Origin of the sequence: Ensifer sp. ENS10 (assembly GCF_014852025.1) — a bacterium.
In the GTDB taxonomy this organism is placed as follows: domain Bacteria; phylum Pseudomonadota; class Alphaproteobacteria; order Rhizobiales; family Rhizobiaceae; genus Ensifer.
In genome coordinates this window covers 106,593-124,962 of the sequence record NZ_JACVAS010000014.1, presented here as the reverse complement: position 1 = coordinate 124,962, position 18,370 = coordinate 106,593, and the positions used below count along the sequence as shown (strand labels likewise).

Sequence of the window (18,370 nt, the reverse complement as noted above, 5' to 3'; positions counted from 1 at the left end):
TGCGCCAGGCGCTCGAAGCCTCGCATCGCGGCTGGGGCAAGTCCGTCGTCATCGGCGTCGCCGGCGCCGGCCAGGAGATCTCCACCCGGCCGTTCCAGCTCGTCACCGGCCGCAGCTGGATGGGCACCGCCTTCGGCGGCGCGCGCGGCCGCACCGACGTGCCGAAGATTGTCGACTGGTACATGGAGGGCAAGATCGAGATCGATCCGATGATCACCCACACCTTGGCCCTCGAAGACATCAACAAGGGCTTCGAGCTGATGCATTCCGGCGAAAGCATCCGCAGCGTGGTGCTTTTCTAACCCCTGGATATCGGGGGCAGAGGCACGAAAACACCGATCAACCGACGCGCCAGGACTTGTTTCCTCCAGAACCCCGGCGCCAGTGGCGGCGCAATTGTTATCTCCAGACACTTGTTGCGCCGCCACGACCACTTTGATGATTGGCGAAAGTAGACAGATGAAAACCGTTTCGGTCTCGAAGGCGCACGGCGGCGTGCAAGGGGTCTATCAACATTCATCGAGCGTTTGCGCGTGCGAAATGACCTTTGCAGTTTTTGAGCCACCGCAAGCGGCATTAAGTCCACGACCTGTTTTGTGGTTTCTGTCGGGTTTGACGTGCACCCATGCAAATGTGATGGATAAGGGCGAATACCGAAGGATGGCCGCAGAACTTGGGCTTGTCGTGGTATGCCCTGATACAAGCCCTCGGGGCGAGGTTGATGACGTGCCCGACAATTGGCGGATCGGCAAGGGCGCGGGCTTTTACGTTGATGCCACCGAAGAGCCATTTTCCAAGAACTACCGGATGTATTCGTATCTCATCGACGAATTGCCGGCGCTCGTTGAGACATATTTCCCGGCCGATATGAGCCGACAGGCGATCATGGGGCATTCGATGGGCGGACATGGCGCACTCATCATGGCACTGAAGAATCCTGGGCGGTTCAAAAGCTGCTCCGCTTTTGCGCCCATCGTGGAACCCTCGACAGCGGAGTGGTCCAAACCCGCGCTTTCACTCTATCTTGGAGCGGATGAAGGCAAATGGAATTACTATGACGCGACGCGCCTCGTGGAAGGCGGCAAGCGCTTCCCCGAGTTTCTCATCGATCAGGGAGCCTCGGATCAATTCCTGGACGAAGGTCTTAGGCCATGGCTGTTCGAGGACGCCTGCGACAGAGCTGGTATTCCGCTCACCTTGCGCGTGCACGAGGGCTACGACCACTCATACAATTTCATCTCAACCTTCATGGACGACCACCTTCGCTGGCATGCCAATCGCCTGACGTTATCCGGGTCGTCGACTGTGGGGGCAGCGGCGTCGTTGCAGCACGTTCCCACCATATAGTCGCCAGGCCGAGCCGCGGGAAGCCCAACCCTTTCGGGGAGAGGTTAGCCGAACATAGCCTCGACCCCGTGTGGCGTTTGCTCCGATCCGCCGGCGAATGTCCGGAGTTGGCTGTTCCCGTTATGTGCTTCGAAAGTCGCATAATGCATCGACTGGAAGGTGCCGTGCTGAGGCAGGCAGCTATGCAGCTCTATCGATTTTCGGGATCAACTCCAGTTCTGTGAAGATGGCACTGAGTGGCTTGCTCGTCTCCCAAGAGCTTGCAGAAAGGACAGTCTTCGCCAAAAGTTCCAGCTGTGAAAAGCCGCTAAGCAAGACCAGTCATGGTAAAGCCGGAATGCTTAGCCGATTTGCTTCGGATTGGCGTTCAGCACTTGTTGGAGACCAGCAGCTTTTGCCTTGGGATCACCTTCAGAGACCTTCACCGTTGGATGGGCGAATTCGATTCCGTTTTCGTCGAACGCTCTTTTAATGAGCGGATAGGCCCGTTTGCGCACCGTGCTTTGGGAGCCTGGTTTCGTCGTCGTTTTGAGCTTGAGTTGAATGCCGTAAGTCCCGAATTCACCAACAGCATTCATCTTCAGAGGTTCGATGATCATCGGCGCGAGCTCGGGATCCTCCGTCATTTGCTGACCGATCCGGTTGATCAGCTTTCGCGCCTTTTCAAGATCCGTGTCATAGGTGACCGTGACGAGAAGTTTGTCGATCGCATAGTCGCGACTGCCGTTCTCCACCGCACCCAATGCACTGAAAGGAATTGTGAACACAGGGCCGTTTTGATGCCGCAGACGAACGGAACGCAGGCTGAACGATTCTACAGTCCCGCTGTAATTGCCCGACTGGATGTATTCGCCCACACGAAAAGCGTCGTCCAGGAGATAGAAGATCCCACTGATGATATCCTTCACCAGGGTCTGTGCTCCGAAGCCAACTGCCAAACCGACGACTCCGGCGCTCGCAATCAGCGGCCCGATTTCGATTCCGAGCGTAGACAAGGTCATCAACACAGCAAGGGTCGCGCATATCACCATGGCGAAATTCCGCGCGACCGGTAGCAGCGTTCGCAACCTCGTTTGCTTCGCACTCACCTCGGCGCCGCTTGAGCCGGCCTTATCAACCCGCGCAATCTTTGCGTCTATTGCAAGGCGTGTGAATTGCCACAGCGCATCAAAAGCAAAAAGGATGGCGAGAACAATCACACATGCGCGCGTCAACCTTAGGATCGCATCATCGCTTGTCGCCAAATGCGGGAAGCCGATCCCCCACACCCTTGCAAGGATCCAAAATGCGAGGCCGATCAGGAATGCCCGTGCCAGCGTGTCAATCATCACCATGGAAGTGGATGAAATTTGGTCGTCTGCCTGACCTTGCTCATTCGCAAAAAGATATGCCGTCAGCGTACGGACGAAGCGAAGCGCAATCGGGGTCGACAAACAAATTGCAAGCGACCAGAAGAGATGCGTCGCACCGGCAACCCATATCAACCACAGGCCGACGACAAGGAATGTTGCGGCCCATCGGCCTAAGGTGCTGCTCTTTATCGTTTTAGGACCGCGTGCGGCTTCGAGCGATGGCGTTGGCCAGATAACGGTGATGCCGATCACCACCAAACCGAGCCCCATGACGTAAGAGATCAGCTCCGTAGCCAAGGGGTCCATGCCACTCAGCCGTGATGTTTCAGCGATTGCAGTACCAAATAAGAACCACCCAGCCGCTGTGAGCGGCCAGAACGGATTGCAATTGCGCGAAGCCCTATCATGGGCGGCGAGTGTCAACGGGCGTTCTCGTTGCTCCTCTCTCACCGAGAAAAGCACTCGTAAAACGCCACGCAGGAGCATCCATGCCGTGACCGCTGCCAAAAGGGTCAAAAGGATCGGATCAGCCAGTGGAGTCCGTTCGTAGAAGAGGAGGGGACTGAAACAGGCGATGCAGAATGCGATGATTCCGGCCACCTCTTGCACGAGGGAGCGTCCCATCAGGCTGCGGCGATGAGGCCCAAGCGCTTCACCTTCCGCTACATCGGCCGGATAGTCGGTGCTGAGGCGGCTCTTGACGAGAGACAAGGCTGCGAGTCCCAAACCCACCAGCACGCCCGCCGTGGCAAAGATTGTGATAAAGCCCGCGCCGTCGCTCGCTGACCGCAGTCGCTGCGTTGCCTTCTCCACCTCGGTATTCATGCGTGGCGCAACTTGCCAAAGCTCGTTGAGATGCACTTGTATCGCCTTTAGACGTTCCGAAAAGGCTTTTCCGAAGGAACCATCGGATGGCAGGTCCTTGCGGCTTTTGGAGGCGCCACTGGCTTGTTGTCGGGCGCGGAGCCAATCCTGAACGTCACTTTTCCCGAGTAGGTCCAGAAACTCTTCGACGTTGGGTGTTAACCCGGCGGTGTGATTGGTTTCCGCCAAGGCGGACTGCGGGATTGCGAAAAGGAGCAGGGCGATCACAGTTGCTACGCGTATTAACACAGCGCGTTGTTCGACCGCCGTCCAAGAGCGGATCTTCGTTTGCACGGAAATTCGTCCCTTCCGAAAACCCTTATCTTGTTCGGCTCTGATGCCTTTGGCGCGGTACTCCAAGCATTCGCAAATGGGTTCAAAAGCGAATCGTGAAACCGACGATCGGGCCCTGTTGCACGACATCGAAAATGAAGCCGTTGTCACGGTAATCAACGCCGAGCGCCCTGTAACCAATTGTTGCAGAAACCGTCTCGTTGATGTTGTACCCAACCCCTGCCATCACATCCCAGTCGATGTTGGCACCGCCACCACCGACAAGACCCCATCCAATCGCGTAGAAGTTTGGTGTGAAATTATAGGTGCCGCGCACCCCCGCGAGGCCATCGACCCATGTGGCGCTGTCGGTATAGCTGCGCCCACCGAGAATTCCGCCGTTGAAGGAAATCTCGGTCTCCACTGACCACACCCGCAGGCCGCCGACGACATCCAGGCGGCCCTCAGGTCCTTCAAGGACCGAGTAACCCACGCCGAAAAGGCCAGCGAATGTCTGAGTGTCGACGTCGACACTCGTCGCCAACGAACCATGTGGCGTGTTATCGTCGGCGGAAAGCTTGGTGTAGATCAGGTCGCCGAAAACGCTGAATCGTCCGTTCCGGGCCTCTCCCATGAGCATACCGCCAAAATCAAGGTTGTCGAAAATGTCACTAAAGCTCGCGTCCATGTTGACCGTAGGAAGACCAAACTGTGCGGTCTCGCCAGAAAGACCTGCTGCCCAGAAGTAAGGCGTGATCGAATAGGTCCATCGTTCCTCGATCGCAGGAACGTCGTCCGGTGCTCGATTAGCATTAAGGTCAGCTGCCATCAGCGGCCCGCACAAGAGCGCGCTCGCGACGATGGCGGCCGTAACAAGTCTCTTCATAAAATGCTCCGTTCTTTCAAGAAATCCATCAGCGGCAAGGGAAAGGATAGAAGCCGTAAGGCGTATGATCATTGGCCGCCGCAACCGACGCGCCGGCGTAGGGCTTCGCGAAAGGCTACGCGCCGCTTGGACTCTACGTCGGAGCGGCAGAGGCTTATCCATTGAGGGACACCGAAGCCCCGGCGCATCTTTTCATTGGTTGTCTCTCAATTCTGTCGCGCCACACGTTGATTTAGATTCCAGCCGTTGTTTTGACGTGCAGTCCTTAACCGCGATTTCCTGCTCAGAGCTCGACCGGCCCGCTAACCCACTGAGGTGGTGAGCGTAGTTTTCGCGAGAGGCTTGATCGACAACAGCAACCGGGGCGGTGAGGATCAGGCCCGCGGCGCTGCCTGCTGCTGCCGCAACCCCCGTCGTTCCAGCGATGAGGTGATCCCCAAGGCCCATCTTGCTGTCGGTCAACGTCTGGCCCTCGGAAATCCGGGCGCCGATTAATTGGACCACTTGTGGCGATTCTGCGAACTTGCCATGGTGCATGCTGTCTCCGGCCTTCACCTTGGTCAGATCAATGACGGTGATATCGTGGTCCGCTAACTCCTGCTTGTAAGGGGCCCGCTCCGGATCGATCGATCCCAGTCGGGGAATGTCACCCCAGACCCTGCGCGAGAAAGCCAGTGCCTTGTCGTCCTGCGACACGAAGAGGGTGAACCGCGGGTGCTGATTGCCCATGTCCTCGATCTGCGAGCGGAACACATCCACGTCGACGTCGGGGGCCGCGAGCATCACGTTTTTGAACTTTGCCGGCAGGCGTCCGTTACGGATTGCCATTTGGCGAAGCGCTTCCAACGTGAGCCAGTTTCCCATCGAATGAGCAAGGATCGAGACATCCTTCACCTCTTCGTCCGCAGCCAGATATTGGAACAGTGATTCCAGCGCGTTGCGGGTATAGTTGGTGCTTTCACGGTCATAGCCGTAAGCCAAGAGGCTGCCCCGCGATGGCCAGGTCACAAGAACGGGCGCACTCTTGACGCCGGAATCATGGACGATCTGGGCAAAGCGGTAGACGGAGTCTTCGAAGCGATTGTTGAACCCGTGGATGAACACAAGCACGCTTTGGTCGGGACTCTTCCTGACCGAAGCGTTCAGCCAGGCCTTAGCTTCAGTCTTTGTCAATTCGTCCGCTTTCAGAGTTGCGAAGTCGGTGGCCGGATTGGGAGGCAGCTTCTTTGGCCACGCGACATCGCCAACCTTTCGGATAGGAGGGATAGATACGGTGATGTCCGCAAACGCTGGCGCACGCGCGCGCTCGCCCGTGAACATTTCTCCGGGTACTTCCGAGCGGTCACGCGTGGTTGTGATCAGCATTTCGACGCGGCTTGCATCGGCGGACGTCTCGGCGACGGGCGTCAGCACACCCTTCGGATGGCCGCCGCATCCGGAAACGGAGATGAACGTAAGGCAAAGGATCATCCGGCGCAGACAGCTTGAGAATGAAGCGACGCGCTCAGTGCTGGTGTTTGTGTTGATCAAAACGCTTCCAACTTTCCCCTGAGATTTCGGGCCCTAGCAGTAATAGACGCCAACGGCGCAGCGCCGCACGGTTCGCCGAGCGACGCCCGCGACGCTGACAGGTGTCAGCGGCCGACCGACACGAGCCTCGGCGGGCTTCGGAAAAGCGTAGGGCCTAAGGATCGCTGCCTGCTCAGCGGCATCGATCGCGGGAAGCAAAAGCGCAGCAATAAACAGAACGGTCTTCAGTCTCCCGTGCGCGGTCATTTGTCGTCTCCCGTGGCCAGGTGATCGGGTAGTTCGTCTATGTCGGCAAGATCCGTCAGGTCGACCTTCCTGGCGTCGGTCTTGTTGACGAAGCTATAGTCTTCCGCCACGACATCGACGCCCGTCTTCCAGTCCGAAATTTGGATGCTGTATTGCGGACCTTGGTCGACCTGGCTGGCGGTAATCACGTAGCGGCACGGATGGGGGGTTTCTCCCTGCGCGATCCAAATCTGCCAGTCGACGTCTTTCGCCCGGAAAGCGAGGTGGTCGCATTCGACACCCCCGATCACCCCACTGCCGAGGTCCTTTACGTCGGTTACGCCCTCCATCAGCTTGTCATAGGCGTCGGGCAGGAGCAGGTCCGCACCGGGCACCGGCTTGCCGAGCTTGTCGCGCATTGCATCGACCAGATGCTCGACCGTGCCCGGGAGATCCACCTGGGTATAAAGGTTTATATCCTTTCCGACCAGCGTCACCGTCTTGCCGTCGAAAACCATTTCAACATTGGCGAAGCCGCCAAACCGCGTGGCGCGCAGCTTGTCCGGTCGCCCCAACTCGATCTTGCCGGAACTCGCGAGCAGCAATTTCTGATGGTCCTTGGTGACGACTTCCAGGTTTGAATCGTAGGCGAAGGATATCGCCTTTTGTGAAGCGAGATAGTCTGACATCGCCTTGAGGAGGCTTTTGGCCTCAGCTTCTGCCGCCAGCGTTTCTGCTTGCGGTATCAGCCCCAATAGTAAACAGAACGCTGCGGTTGAAAGGGCATTATTCGTATTCCAGCGGATCATCGGCCTATGCCTCTTGGTGCTTGGCAAGCGTCAGTCGCCGGCTGGCGTCTGATATCGACAAACTGTAGACACCGCGGAGAACGAACACCCGTAACGTCTGGTAGGCTCTGTGCGGGCAGACTGTAGAATCTGTCCGCCGCGGAAGCCTCAGGGGATTTTGAATGCGGCGGTGGCCAATACCTTCGCTTCAACTTCCTCGGCGCTCGGCACGGGAAGGCCCGCCTTTCGAAGCGACGCGATCATCCGGAGGTTGTCCCTCGGCTCAATGTTGCGCTTCCTGTGTTCTTCGATGATGTTCGGGATGTAATCCGGGCGCATCTTCATGAAGATCTCTCCCTCGCGCCTCGCCTCATCCAACAATCCAGCGTCGGCGAAGATTGCGGCTGCGACCAGGTGAAACATCGGGAACTTTTGTAGATTCGTCTTGCGGATGAGGCTCACCGCTTTATCAGGATCGTTCAGCATATAGGCCGCGAGCGCTCGTGCTCCGTGGTAGTAGCTTGCGCCACCGGGGTTGAGCGTAAGAGCTCGGTCAAGGAGATCCGCGCCACGCTGCCACTGGCCACAGATTGCGAGCCGCGTTCCGAACTCGCCCAACAGCTCCGTGTCGTTCGGGTTTAATGCCAGCGCCTCCTCGCCGGCCTGAAGCGCCTCGGTGAGTTGTTGGTTGAAGAAAAGCGCGATCATCAGGGATTGAAGCGCCCGGGTATTTCCTGGTTCCAGTTCGATCGCCCGTCGGGCCGAGTGCAACGCCCGCTCAAGTGGCGCCGGCTGGCCACTCCTGAGGTTAAAGCGGAAGCGATCCTCATCGAGGTATAAAATGGACGACATTGCCCATGCCGTCGCATAACTGGGGTAACGTGCCACGACGCTTTCAAGACAGTCTCGGGCGTTGAGATGGGTCTCCGGGCTCAGTTCCGAACGATACGCGTAGAAGCGCAGTGTGCAGGCGTAGACCCCGAGGTCATCTGGGGGCGGGCTTGCTGTGGCAGCCTGCGCGATGACGCCGTACGGCTGGGCTACAGCGGCCGCAACCTTGCTCGCGACGTCGGATTGGATGGCGAAAAGTTCCCGGCTTGTTAGGTCATCGTCGTAGGTCTGGGACCACAGGATTGCGCCGTCGGATGTGTCTAATAGGCGCGCCGTCACTCGGACCTTAGGACCAGACACCCTGACGGCGCCTGCAAGCAGATAGCGAGCACCGAGCCCACCACGAATTTCGGAAGCCTCAACCTGTGGGGAGAGAGACTTCGACGTCTCGCGGCCGAAGACCATGATCTCCTTGAACCGTGGCAGGGCGGTGAGCAGTTCCTCTGTCAGCCCTGATGTGTAAAGTTGAGCCTGCGGGCCGTCGCCGAGATTGGCAAAAGGTGCGATCACCAACGTCGGCTCGTCAGGCGAGATTGCGGTTCCGCTCCGCTTCGCGGCCTCAACTATGCGCTCGCTTCCCCAGTATGTCAGCGCCGCAAGTGCGATGACGCCGAAAAGGCCGAGCATTAGCCACCCACGACGCGGCCATGAGTGATCGAGCTGTTTGCCCTCCTCCTCGACAGAGGCAAAGATGGGGGCCGCTGAGATCGGAGCGTTCCAGGTGAACGAAGGCGCGTAGCGTCCTTTTGGAATATCTATCCTGACGGGATCGTCCTGTCCGGCCACGAGATAGTAGCGCTCGAGCGCACGTCTCAGCCGTCCGGCCTCGATGCGGACGACCGGGTCATCCTGGGTGAAGTCTTCGCTCCGCTTGAATACCTCAACCGCGATTGTGTAGCCTTTTAGGCGCAGCGCTCGCCCCGCAAGGGCCTCCTCGACAACGAAACTGAGAAAGGCCGGGCCGCGGCCTCCTTTTGGAAACTCGGCACTCGAAATGATGCGTGCAAGTTGGTCACGAATATCTGCTGGACTTGGCACAGATCCTGACGATTCCGCCATCTCCTCCGATCCGTGTGCCACCAATGTGTCCATCAATCGCCCCCTACCCACTCAGCTGCGACAATCACTGATTTAGTTGCCGTCCCTTTATGTAACCTACGCTGTCACGTTTTGCTCGTCCAGAAATCATATCGGACCACCACCTCGATTTTTGTGCCCCCTAGAGTTTGCCACACCAGTGGTAAGCGTTGGTTTCGAAGCATCTCTGGGCGGATTCGCAGGAAAAATTTGAAGGAGTTTCGCGGATGCCACGGTCAGTGACGGGCGCGCGGCCGTGCCGTGCTGCACCAGCCCCGGTAAGAAAATATCTAAAGGGTCTCTTCCCCAGCTCGGTTGCGGCTCACGGAATCGTAACGATGCCTGGGCATGCGATGATGACAAATGCTCGTTGGTGACCTTCGCGGCGCCGATCCACGTTCCGGCGGTCGATGGAACCTCACACTCCCGCTGCGACGAACGCTCCGCCGGGGACATGGAGATGGCAAACAGCCGCCGAGACGGGATGTCGGCAGCGCTCGCCATCGTGCAGTCTCCGCGCCTGCGAATTGCCCACGTAACCGTAGCAGGGGCGTTGCATACTGTAAGCTACTTCCCTTTTGGCGACCGCATTGCGCATGTCAACGCTGGCTAACGCCTCGGCTATCGGCCGGGCAGCCGAGTTTAATGTTGTTTTCGATCGGACTTGCCATGACGAACAGACGTGCAGTTTTCGCAGGAACGATAGTTCTCACTGTTCTTGCCCTCGCCACCGTCGCTCGGGCAGACACCATCAGCTATGCCGATGCTGTGAGCTTGCTCGCCAACGATTGCGGATCGGACATCCGGAAATATTGCAAGGGGCTCAACCTTGGCAGCGGCCGCATCCAGTCCTGTCTCGAGCAGAACGAGGGCAAAGTCTCGCCGGCGTGCACCGTGACACTGGCGAACGTGATCACCTCGATACGTCAACGCCAGGCGGCGCAGTCGTCCTTTGCGACGATTTGCAAACACGACATCGCCCAGTACTGCAAAAGCGTCAAGGGCGAGGGCAATGTTCTCTCCTGTCTGAACAAGGCGACGCGCGTGAACGAAGGACAATGCGGCCAAGCCATCATCGACGCAGGGTGGCGTTGAGACCTTCTTTAGAACGAAAGGTGAGCCAATGAAGCGAATCCAATTTAAGGCGTTGCTGACGATCGGGCTGATGCTGTCCGCTGGCGAGGGGGTGGCGCAGCAAATCAGTGACATGCAACTTGTACGTACCCTCGGGAGGGTGGAAAACGCGGCGCCCGCAATTGACGTCGCGCTTCTGGTGGAGGAGGCAACGGCAAGTGCGGGTAAAGGTGTCGCCAACCTTCCGAACTGGCAGAAACTCTCCAAGCTGTCGCAATTGATCCTAGATATCGAATTCGAGAACGACTCCGTCGCCATCGAGCCAAAATCTTACCGCACGGTCGGCCTGATCGCCGATGCGCTGCACCACCCCAACCTGCGGCGCTACAAGTTTCTCGTGGTCGGTCACACGAGTTCGACCGGCGACGCCCAACACAATCTCAAGCTTAGCGCGCAGCGCGCCAATGCCATAACCGAGGCGCTTTCGACCACGTTTGCGATCGCACCAGACCGTTTGTATTCGATTGGCGTGGGCGAGGAGTGGCCGCTCGATGCAGCCAACCTGAAAGCGCCGGAAAACCGGCGGGTCCAATTGATCAACCTCGGTCTCGTCCAATAGCCCGTGTCCAGTGGTGCTTCAACTTTTGATTGCGCGCGGATTGTCCGCACAGTTGCATTGGTTACAAATTGTTTTTTGGAGGGCTAGTAATGCATATCACGCGCCGTGAATTAACGGTGGCCGGTCTTGGACTGATGGCCGCTGGTTCTGTGGGGTCGTCGGCGAACGCCGCCGACGGTTTGGTGGCAGATCTGCCGGAAGGGCTCGATGAGTTCGCGCTCGCAGTCGAAGCGTACATTTACGCCTACCCTCTCGTGACGATGGAAATGACCCGGCGCGTGATTACCAACGTCGCCGAGGTCGAAGGAACCCGAGGTCCGATGGGGCACGTCATCAAGTTGCGCCAGTATCCGGATGCCAAATTCCGCGACGTGACGGCGCCCAATGCCGATACGCTCTATACGACGGCATTCTTCGATGTGGGTGAGGAACCTTGGGTGGTCAGCTTGCCCGACCTCAAAGATCGTTATGCTCTGTTTCCGATGCTGGACGGCTGGACGACGGTGTTCGACGTTCCCGGAAAGCGGACGACCGGTACGGGGGCGCAGACCTTCGTGGTGACCGGTCCTGGGTGGGAAGGCAAGGTACCGGAGGGCATGACCCAGTACAAGTCTCCGACGAGCATCGTCTGGCTGCTTGGACGCATCTATTGCACCGGGACGCCGGAGGACTACGCGGAGGTTCATAAGCTCCAGGATGAGGTCAAACTCTATCCCTTGAGCGCATGGGGCAAGGAGTGGACCGCCCCCAAGGGCAAGGTCGATCCGGCCATCGATATGGAGACTGCCGTTCGCGAGCAAGTCAACAGCATGAACGCCATCGAGTACTTCACCCTGTTCGCCGAGCTCCTGAAACGAAACCCGCCGACCGACGCGGATGCGCCGATGGTCGCCAAGCTCGCCGAACTCGGCATCGTTCCCGGCCAGGACTTCGACAAGGCCAAGTTCGATCCGGCCTTTGTGAAGCGCGTCCCTGAGCTCGGCTTCGCCCGCATCATGACGCATTTCAAATTCAGCGACGGCGACGTGCAGGACATCGACGGCTGGGGCTTCACGACGAAGACTGGCATTTATGGCACCAACTATATCCAGCGCGCCCTCATCACCGCGATCGGTCTGGGAGCAAACCGGCCGCAGGATGCGATCTATCCGACATCGCAGAAATCCGGCGGCGGTGTGATCAAGCGGGCATATAACGGGTCCGAAAAGTACGTTCTGACATTCAAGAAGGGACTTACGCCACCGGTTTCGGGGTTCTGGTCCTTGACCATGTATGACGCGGACTACTTCTTTGTCGACAATCCGCTTAATCGCTACTCCATCAGTGCACGGGAGCCGCTCAAGGCAAATCCGGACGGCTCGATCGACCTGTTGATCCAGCATGAATCGCCCGGACCGGACAAGGAATCCAATTGGCTGCCGGCGCCCAAAGGCAAGTTTATCCTCATGATGCGCCTCTACTGGCCCAATGAGAGCAATCCTTCCATCATCGACGGCTCATGGACGATACCGCCCGTGAAGAAGGTGAGCTGATTGCACCCTGGGACTGGGGCGGCCTCTCGCCGCCTCGTTCACGGCCGTCACCCCGCGCGCGATGGATTCGGCTTTGTCGCAAGCCAGGTCTCACCGAACGCCGTCGCATTCCGCTCGGTCCTTTCAGCAAGCCGGGTGTCGGCGGCTATCACGTCGTCGACGCTCGGCGCGGATCGGGATTTGACAAGAAGAGGGTTTGAGGCAGCCGAAGTGTGCCCGATCGAACTACCGAGCAGATTCGGCATATCAATGGCAGCTGCAAGACGGGAAGGCCTAACTGCGCTGACAGCCGGTGTTATTTCCAGCCCCCCGGGTTCATGCGAAAGGAGTCTCTGCATGACACATGCGGAGTTCGTTGTACACGTTCGTGAAAGCTATGCTTGTCTTTTTGATCCAAGTACGAGCGAGGAGACGTGGTCCCTTTTCCTGATTGCCAATACCGGCTGGAACGGATTGATTGAGGAATATCTACGGCGTGTCGAAGTATTCCTCAGCAATCAAGGGCTGCTTTCCAAGGTCTACGTTCGGCAAATAGAGGAAAAGTGGGGTGGTCTTCGCTGCTACCTCAGTCCGACGGATGACTTCCGCCTGTCGGCAGAACTGGCGGCTGCGCTTAGCGGGATCTATCATGAGATCGCAGACCGTTCCTACCATACTTGTGACGTCTGCGGTGGGCCCGGTCGACTGATTTCAAACAACGGCCGTTATGTTACCCGGTGCAACGACCACATCGCTGACCGCAGGTTCACGATGGACTGTCGCGAGATAGGAAGAGGCCTAAAGCACAAATACGTTGCGAGCGCGGAGGATAATTCAGGAGAAAGAATTGGAAACCGCTGACAACGCACCTGACGGCAATAGCGATGCGGCGACGCCGTTGTCCTGGGAAGCCAACCTTGTTGACGGTTTCGAAGGCGACAGCTTCTCGCCTTTGGGGGGGCTCTACTATCGTGACAATGTCGAGCAACGTGCCGGATCAGTCGAATTCCAGCGAAATGTCACCTTTGGCAGTGCCGGCGCGTTGAAGCTAAGCGTCCGACCGCTTTTTGAGGGCGAAGACGATCGAAGCGAGCGAGCGGAGGTGTGGGAACGCACGACGCTGCGCGTACCATATGACAAGGCGGTCTGGTACGGCTTTTCCGTCAGGTTTGCCGATCCCATCCCGCAAGGGGACCACCGCCATCTGATCGCCCAATGGAAGCGCGAGATCGGTCCGGAGGCGAGGGGTGACTTTAGCCCGTTCCTGGCGCTTCGTCTCGTTCGCGGCCGACTGTTTGCGACCGTTGAGACCAGTTTTCCGGTGATCCCTCGGCGCTCTTCTTTGTCGACCGGCACATCGGCCCTCACGCCGGTTTTTCTGCGGCCGGAAAAGCGCCAGATGCGTGCGCTGGTTGCCACCGACCCTGGCTGGAAGCCACAGGACGGGCGCCTGTTCACGGCCCACACGGATCGCATCACCGTCATCCACAGGGGTAATGAGCTGCCGACGCCGCATAGTGGCTGGATTGACTTTGCAGTGATGACCCAGCCGGGACCGGATGGCACAGGGCATATCGAACTCTTCGCCAACGACCGCTGGATCGTGACGGTCCGAGGCCATATCGGGCATGACGAACATGGGCTGGGCTCTCGGCAGTATTTCAAGTTCGGCCCCTACCGCTCGGCATCTCAGGGCGAATGGACGCTCTACTTCGACAACTTTCGCCGCTCCACACGCAGTGAAGATGTTCTCGGACCGGCTGGACTTGCGGCGCTACGCTCTGCAGGCTCGTAGATCCCGGGAGGCGCAACACAAGGATGTCATGCCGCTGGAAATTTCCTCAAAGTGCCGAAGTAAAATTCCCCAGTTATGCCGACGTGGGTAGCAGGCGCGGACTGCAAGGAGGCGCTCCGGCGCCGTTGCCCGCCCAAGGCAGTTAGGCGCTGTGCTGCTTGGGCTCAGAAGAAAACTAACGCGAGGGTAGAGGGCGACAACGAACCTAAGACCTTTGCGCTGGCCGTTTGAGACTGAAGTCCCATGGCGGAACCTTTTCCGCCGCCCTAGCTTTGAAAATACTCTCGATCGTCGACCCAATCGAGATGCCTCTAGGCCCCACCAGCCCTTAGTGTCCCCGCTAACTGTGGGGCCTACCGAGCGGATGCTCGCATATGATTCACCTCACCGGTCCTGCTTCCGCGGGACCGTTTTTTTATCCAGCATAATTAGCTTTTTGGGGAGTGAGTGCGGGTGGACAACCAAACTCGGAGCATGAAGGCTGCCCCTTCGCATACAGGGGAAGGGGCAGCGGTCCGAGCGTTAGTCGATAACACGAACGATTTTGCGGGTGCCCGGGTCAACCAGGACCGTGCGGTTGTCTACCACCACATAGCGGTAATTGATATCCGGTGCATCGATCGTGTGCAGTTCTACCGTTTCGGGGAGTGCCGAGCCGACGTTGAGCTCCACTCCAGGAAGTTTGATGGAGGCAAGCGGCTTCTTCTTAACATATTCGCGAACGACCGTTTCCTGCTCTGGAGTAACAATGACCGTCTGAGCTAGGGCGAGGCTAGAAGTGCCGAGCGCAAACAGCCCTGCAAGGGCGGAGCTCATAAGCTTTTTCATGTTCTTCTCCGGTTCGGATGTTGTTACCCACTCATCAAGGCGGGACTACTACCAACCCCGTTGCGCAATTTTCGTTCCGATGGTCAGACTTCGGTCGCGTGGGTCCGGACCTTAGCCCAGTGGACCTTTCGGAAATGGTCCGACGGGACACCCGACACGTACGACAACCCGTTTGGCGCCCGCAATATCCTCAGCGACCCTGCGGATAAACTCGTCCGCGCCGGGGGCACTTACTTGGCCCTCGATCACGACGCTGTTCCCTAGTGCTCTGAAGCAAAGGCCTTGGGTATCAAATGGAGCTTCGGCGGCCAGCGCATACTTTAGCGAGGCGATTAGCCCCGAGGCATCGGAACCCTCGCCACCGCGGACGTCAAATTCAGGTGGGATTAGGATCATCGCCAGAACTCCTTCTTGAGTTCCAACCCGTCCATTCGAGCATTGTTCCCGCAGACTGATAGATAGAGCTGCGGGACGTTTGCTCCCGCCACATCGCGCTATCGAACAGCGCAGCCTCGTCGCTCACCCCACTACGGAATTGATCGGCAATATGCCGGGCCAGGCTTTCGGTGCGTTTGCCATAGCGCGGGATACTACACCAGACGCACACCCGATCGAACGTCCGTTGGAGCGTATCAAGTTCGTCGGGGCTGAGTAGCTGGCCGGTAATCTCCTGGATCGAAACCTCGTGGTTGCCGTGCGGAAGCGAGTCCGCGTTCTCTTCCAGCGCCGCCAATTTATAGTAGCCGATCATGTGTTTCAGAACGCCGCTCTCCCGAACGCCCCCTTGGTAGCAATTGAGAATGCGTATTGCGATTGCCTCTGCGGCCTCACTATTCCGCGACAGGCCGAGCCCGCGCAGGACATCCACAAAGATCTGTTCGATTTGGTTGATTTCGTGAGGGAGGAGTACCTTTGAATGGGCTGTGGGAAACATCACGGCGATCCGAAGAATGGTTTCGGATGATCGTCGCCGGCGAACGAGGTCCACCGGATGAACCTGTTGCGGCAGGATTGCACAACACGGAGTCAGACAGACAGCGCGAGGATCATATGCCGGGTTTGTTTCCGGTTTGTGGGTCTGGGATCGCATAATTTATCGTCGGGAACGACATCCTTGTCGGGATGTTGGACGGGTGTTCCGAGGCTCCGCGGGGACGTACATGGTGTGGGCGATACGTTCCTCGATCGACACTGACTGTCGCCCCTGAGGGGCGCCGCATCAGACAGCACGAGCGGCCGTTATTCAAGACGACGGATGTTGAATGGTCGCCCCGACAAAGCAACCAGGCGGCGATGGGCGCGTCACGCAACTGTCACGCGCAAAGTACTTTAGAAACTGCTAAGACGTAGAAAGCGATAACCATGTTCGAGTACGAAGATGCGCCGATACCTTTTTCACATTCATCTTCTTGGGACGGTCAATCGTGACCACACCGGAGCGTTTCATGCTAGCGACAGCCAGGCGGTGGCGCGCGGGAGATCAGTTGCGGACGGGATCGCAGAAAACGACAGGCACCGGAGCGTAATCGTAACAGTTGAAAGGGCAGGTGGCCCGGTTTTGGCGCGTGTAACTGCGACGAAGGCCATGCCCCCTTGGCAGTCTGCAAGCTCGAAGTTCGAACACGCTTGGCGGGAACTGTCCGGCTTGGATTCCAGCCAACTCCGAGGGATTGCGCCCGCGTTTTCAGGGAGGAAGGAAGGTTTGGACGACGAGCCGGTCCTCAAAGACTATCTCGGCGAACGGGAGAAGGCGGACTCTTGGCTGGCGATCGACGCTGACGACTTCGTACCGCGATACAATGCCGACTGCATGCATTCCGTACTTGGGTCATCGTCGGCCCGTCCTATTGGGGCCCGGAAGCGATCCGCCTTGGAGCGGTTACGATCCTTACAGGGAGTGTGACGAACGAGGCAAGTGTGCTCCCACTTGCCGTTTTACTTTTGGGTGTTGACGACGAGTTTGCAGCGATGCCGTCTTGCAAAACGTGCCCCAGCTGTTCAAGCGAACTCGTTGCTCTGATTGCTTGCGCGTCCCCGCAAGCGCGGCCACGAAGAGTACGGCAAGCCCAATGTACAAGGCGACGTTCAGCCCGGTGCGCCCGTACATTCCACCCATCGTCGCCAGCATGATGATGCCCATCGGAGCTACCATCGTCAGCGCCATGTAGGCCGTATTGAGATTGTTCCGGAAATCCGCCCAGCCGTCGATCATCGAGAACATGACGAAGTACATCACGATCAGGCTGAGAACCATGTTGACCGTGAACATGATGTAGTTGTGCGTCGCCCCGTCATGATGCTGCATCGGCGGCCTGTGTTGATTCACCATGGTGATCCTCCGCTCATTGTTCCGGACATCCTCGAAACCGTGCGGCCGCTCGTAGGTTCCATCACGGGTGTACGTCGCGGGACATCCACAGCCAGCCGATCCGCAAACGCCCGTTTCGGCGCGGAACTTTTGATCGGCAGACGGATTGTAGGCTCGAAGGGAACTCGCCCCATGCCTGCCTTCCGAGTTTCACTCCAGGTCATCTTAATCGGTGCACTCTGCCTTGGGATTCTCAGTCTGCACGGCACACTGGGCGCCACCGTTCATGTCGGACGCCATTGCCCCTCCGTCACGGAGCCTAACCATCACGCTTCCGACTTCGCCTCGCCGCCGGGCTGCTGCGCAAAATCTCAGTGCTGTGCGGTTCTGGTGGATTGCGTGCGTGCGGCGAAGATCCACCCCCCCCATCTTCGCAGCCCGCTTGCAGTGCAGGCGAAGGCTTTCCTGCTCGTCCGGGTGCTTCATCCTCCGCCCAAGACCAGCACTCTCCCGATCTGAAACACACGTCCTTCCGAACATGGAGAGTACAATGAACAGCTTGCTTAAGCTCATAGTCGCCGGGACGGCCATACCAGCCATCCTTCTCGCAGCAACCGAAACGGCGTCGGCTCAGATGGCGATGCCGGACGCATGCAAATCGGCATCTTCGATGAGTGGCGACATGAAGATGCCAGGCGGCATGCAGACCGGCGAAATGGCCGACCATCAGAAAGCGATGATGGAGTCCATGCAGAAAATGCACCCGGCCATGATGCAGGGAATGATGGCGAAGGATCCTGATGTCGCGTTCGTCTGCGGCATGATCGGCCATCACATGGGCGCGATCAGCATGTCCGAGGTCGAGCTGAAATACGGTGATGACGAGCAGGCCAAGTCCATGGCCCAGAAGATCATCGACGCTCAGAAGAAGGAAATCGAGGAGATGAGCGCCTGGGTCAAGGAACACGCCAAATGAGTCCTCGCTAGCTTTGTCGGGAGGAT

The 18,370-nt window shown here is 58.2% G+C and carries 16 protein-coding genes and 1 pseudogene; 8 read left to right on the top strand and 9 right to left on the bottom strand.

Features of this window, described 5'->3' with window-relative positions:
• Both IB265_RS32685 and fghA read left to right on the top strand, forming a co-directional pair.
• Positions 1 to 302, top strand: a pseudogene (locus IB265_RS32685) (S-(hydroxymethyl)glutathione dehydrogenase); the annotation flags it as partial.
• Between the two features lie 157 nt (positions 303 to 459).
• Complete coding sequence (gene fghA / locus IB265_RS32680) at positions 460 to 1,347, top strand: S-formylglutathione hydrolase (RefSeq protein ID WP_057251629.1); 888 nt, start codon at positions 460 to 462, stop codon at positions 1,345 to 1,347.
• A 341-nt stretch (positions 1,348 to 1,688) separates the two neighbouring features.
• On the opposite strand, the gene IB265_RS37650 is transcribed toward fghA, so the two are convergent.
• The 6 genes from IB265_RS37650 to IB265_RS32650 all read right to left on the bottom strand — a co-directional run bounded on the left by IB265_RS37650 (position 1,689) and on the right by IB265_RS32650 (position 9,248).
• Positions 1,689 to 3,857: a mechanosensitive ion channel family protein gene (locus IB265_RS37650; protein WP_192495814.1), complete on the bottom strand. Its 2,169-nt coding sequence runs from the start codon at positions 3,855 to 3,857 to the stop codon at positions 1,689 to 1,691.
• Between the two features lie 82 nt (positions 3,858 to 3,939).
• Positions 3,940 to 4,722, bottom strand: a complete 783-nt coding sequence (locus IB265_RS32670) for a hypothetical protein (protein ID WP_192495813.1) — start codon at positions 4,720 to 4,722, stop codon at positions 3,940 to 3,942.
• A gap of 192 nt (positions 4,723 to 4,914) precedes the next feature.
• The gene (locus IB265_RS32665) at positions 4,915 to 6,192 is read right to left on the bottom strand and encodes an alpha/beta hydrolase (protein ID WP_192495821.1); all 1,278 of its coding nucleotides are present in this window, start codon (positions 6,190 to 6,192) and stop codon (positions 4,915 to 4,917) included.
• Positions 6,193 to 6,285: 93 nt separating this feature from the next.
• Positions 6,286 to 6,498, bottom strand: coding sequence for a hypothetical protein (locus IB265_RS32660; protein ID WP_057251625.1), 213 nt, complete (start codon positions 6,496 to 6,498; stop codon positions 6,286 to 6,288).
• A complete protein-coding gene (locus tag IB265_RS32655; protein WP_192495812.1) occupies positions 6,495 to 7,286 on the bottom strand; it encodes a DUF2092 domain-containing protein in 792 nt (263 codons plus the stop codon). Before IB265_RS32655 ends, IB265_RS32660 begins: the two co-directional genes overlap by 4 nt.
• A 147-nt stretch (positions 7,287 to 7,433) precedes the next feature.
• Positions 7,434 to 9,248, bottom strand: coding sequence for an adenylate cyclase (locus IB265_RS32650; protein WP_192495811.1), 1,815 nt, complete (start codon positions 9,246 to 9,248; stop codon positions 7,434 to 7,436).
• Positions 9,249 to 9,902: 654 nt separating this feature from the next.
• On the opposite strand from IB265_RS32650, the gene IB265_RS32645 reads away from it, so the two are divergent.
• From IB265_RS32645 to IB265_RS32625, 5 genes are all read left to right on the top strand, one after another.
• A complete protein-coding gene (locus tag IB265_RS32645; protein ID WP_057251632.1) occupies positions 9,903 to 10,328 on the top strand; it encodes a cysteine rich repeat-containing protein in 426 nt (141 codons plus the stop codon).
• A gap of 28 nt (positions 10,329 to 10,356) precedes the next feature.
• On the top strand, positions 10,357 to 10,926 hold the full coding sequence (locus tag IB265_RS32640; RefSeq protein ID WP_057251622.1) for an OmpA family protein: 570 nt from the start codon (positions 10,357 to 10,359) through the stop codon (positions 10,924 to 10,926).
• 89 nt (positions 10,927 to 11,015) lie between these two features.
• Positions 11,016 to 12,458, top strand: a complete 1,443-nt coding sequence (locus IB265_RS32635) for a DUF1254 domain-containing protein (RefSeq protein ID WP_057251621.1) — start codon at positions 11,016 to 11,018, stop codon at positions 12,456 to 12,458.
• Positions 12,459 to 12,794: 336 nt separating this feature from the next.
• Positions 12,795 to 13,298 carry a hypothetical protein gene (locus IB265_RS32630; RefSeq protein ID WP_192495810.1) on the top strand — a complete coding sequence of 168 codons (504 nt, stop codon included), beginning with the start codon at positions 12,795 to 12,797 and terminating at the stop codon, positions 13,296 to 13,298.
• The gene (locus tag IB265_RS32625; RefSeq protein WP_210334657.1) at positions 13,285 to 14,232 is read left to right on the top strand and encodes a polysaccharide lyase; all 948 of its coding nucleotides are present in this window, start codon (positions 13,285 to 13,287) and stop codon (positions 14,230 to 14,232) included. The genes IB265_RS32630 and IB265_RS32625 overlap by 14 nt, the downstream gene beginning before the upstream one ends.
• A 522-nt stretch (positions 14,233 to 14,754) precedes the next feature.
• On the opposite strand, the gene IB265_RS32620 is transcribed toward IB265_RS32625, so the two are convergent.
• From IB265_RS32620 to IB265_RS32610, 3 genes are all read right to left on the bottom strand, one after another.
• On the bottom strand, positions 14,755 to 15,060 hold the full coding sequence (locus tag IB265_RS32620) for a DUF1236 domain-containing protein (RefSeq protein WP_192495809.1): 306 nt from the start codon (positions 15,058 to 15,060) through the stop codon (positions 14,755 to 14,757).
• Between the two features lie 376 nt (positions 15,061 to 15,436).
• Complete coding sequence (locus tag IB265_RS32615; protein WP_057251618.1) at positions 15,437 to 15,994, bottom strand: hypothetical protein; 558 nt, start codon at positions 15,992 to 15,994, stop codon at positions 15,437 to 15,439.
• Positions 15,995 to 16,948: 954 nt separating this feature from the next.
• Positions 16,949 to 17,389 (bottom strand): hypothetical protein, encoded by a 441-nt coding sequence (locus tag IB265_RS32610; protein WP_244495646.1) that lies wholly within the window; start codon positions 17,387 to 17,389, stop codon positions 16,949 to 16,951.
• A 529-nt stretch (positions 17,390 to 17,918) separates the two neighbouring features.
• Here IB265_RS32610 and IB265_RS32605 point away from each other — a divergent pair.
• Positions 17,919 to 18,344 carry a DUF305 domain-containing protein gene (locus IB265_RS32605; protein ID WP_192495808.1) on the top strand — a complete coding sequence of 142 codons (426 nt, stop codon included), beginning with the start codon at positions 17,919 to 17,921 and terminating at the stop codon, positions 18,342 to 18,344.
• The last annotated feature ends 26 nt before the right edge of the window (positions 18,345 to 18,370 follow it).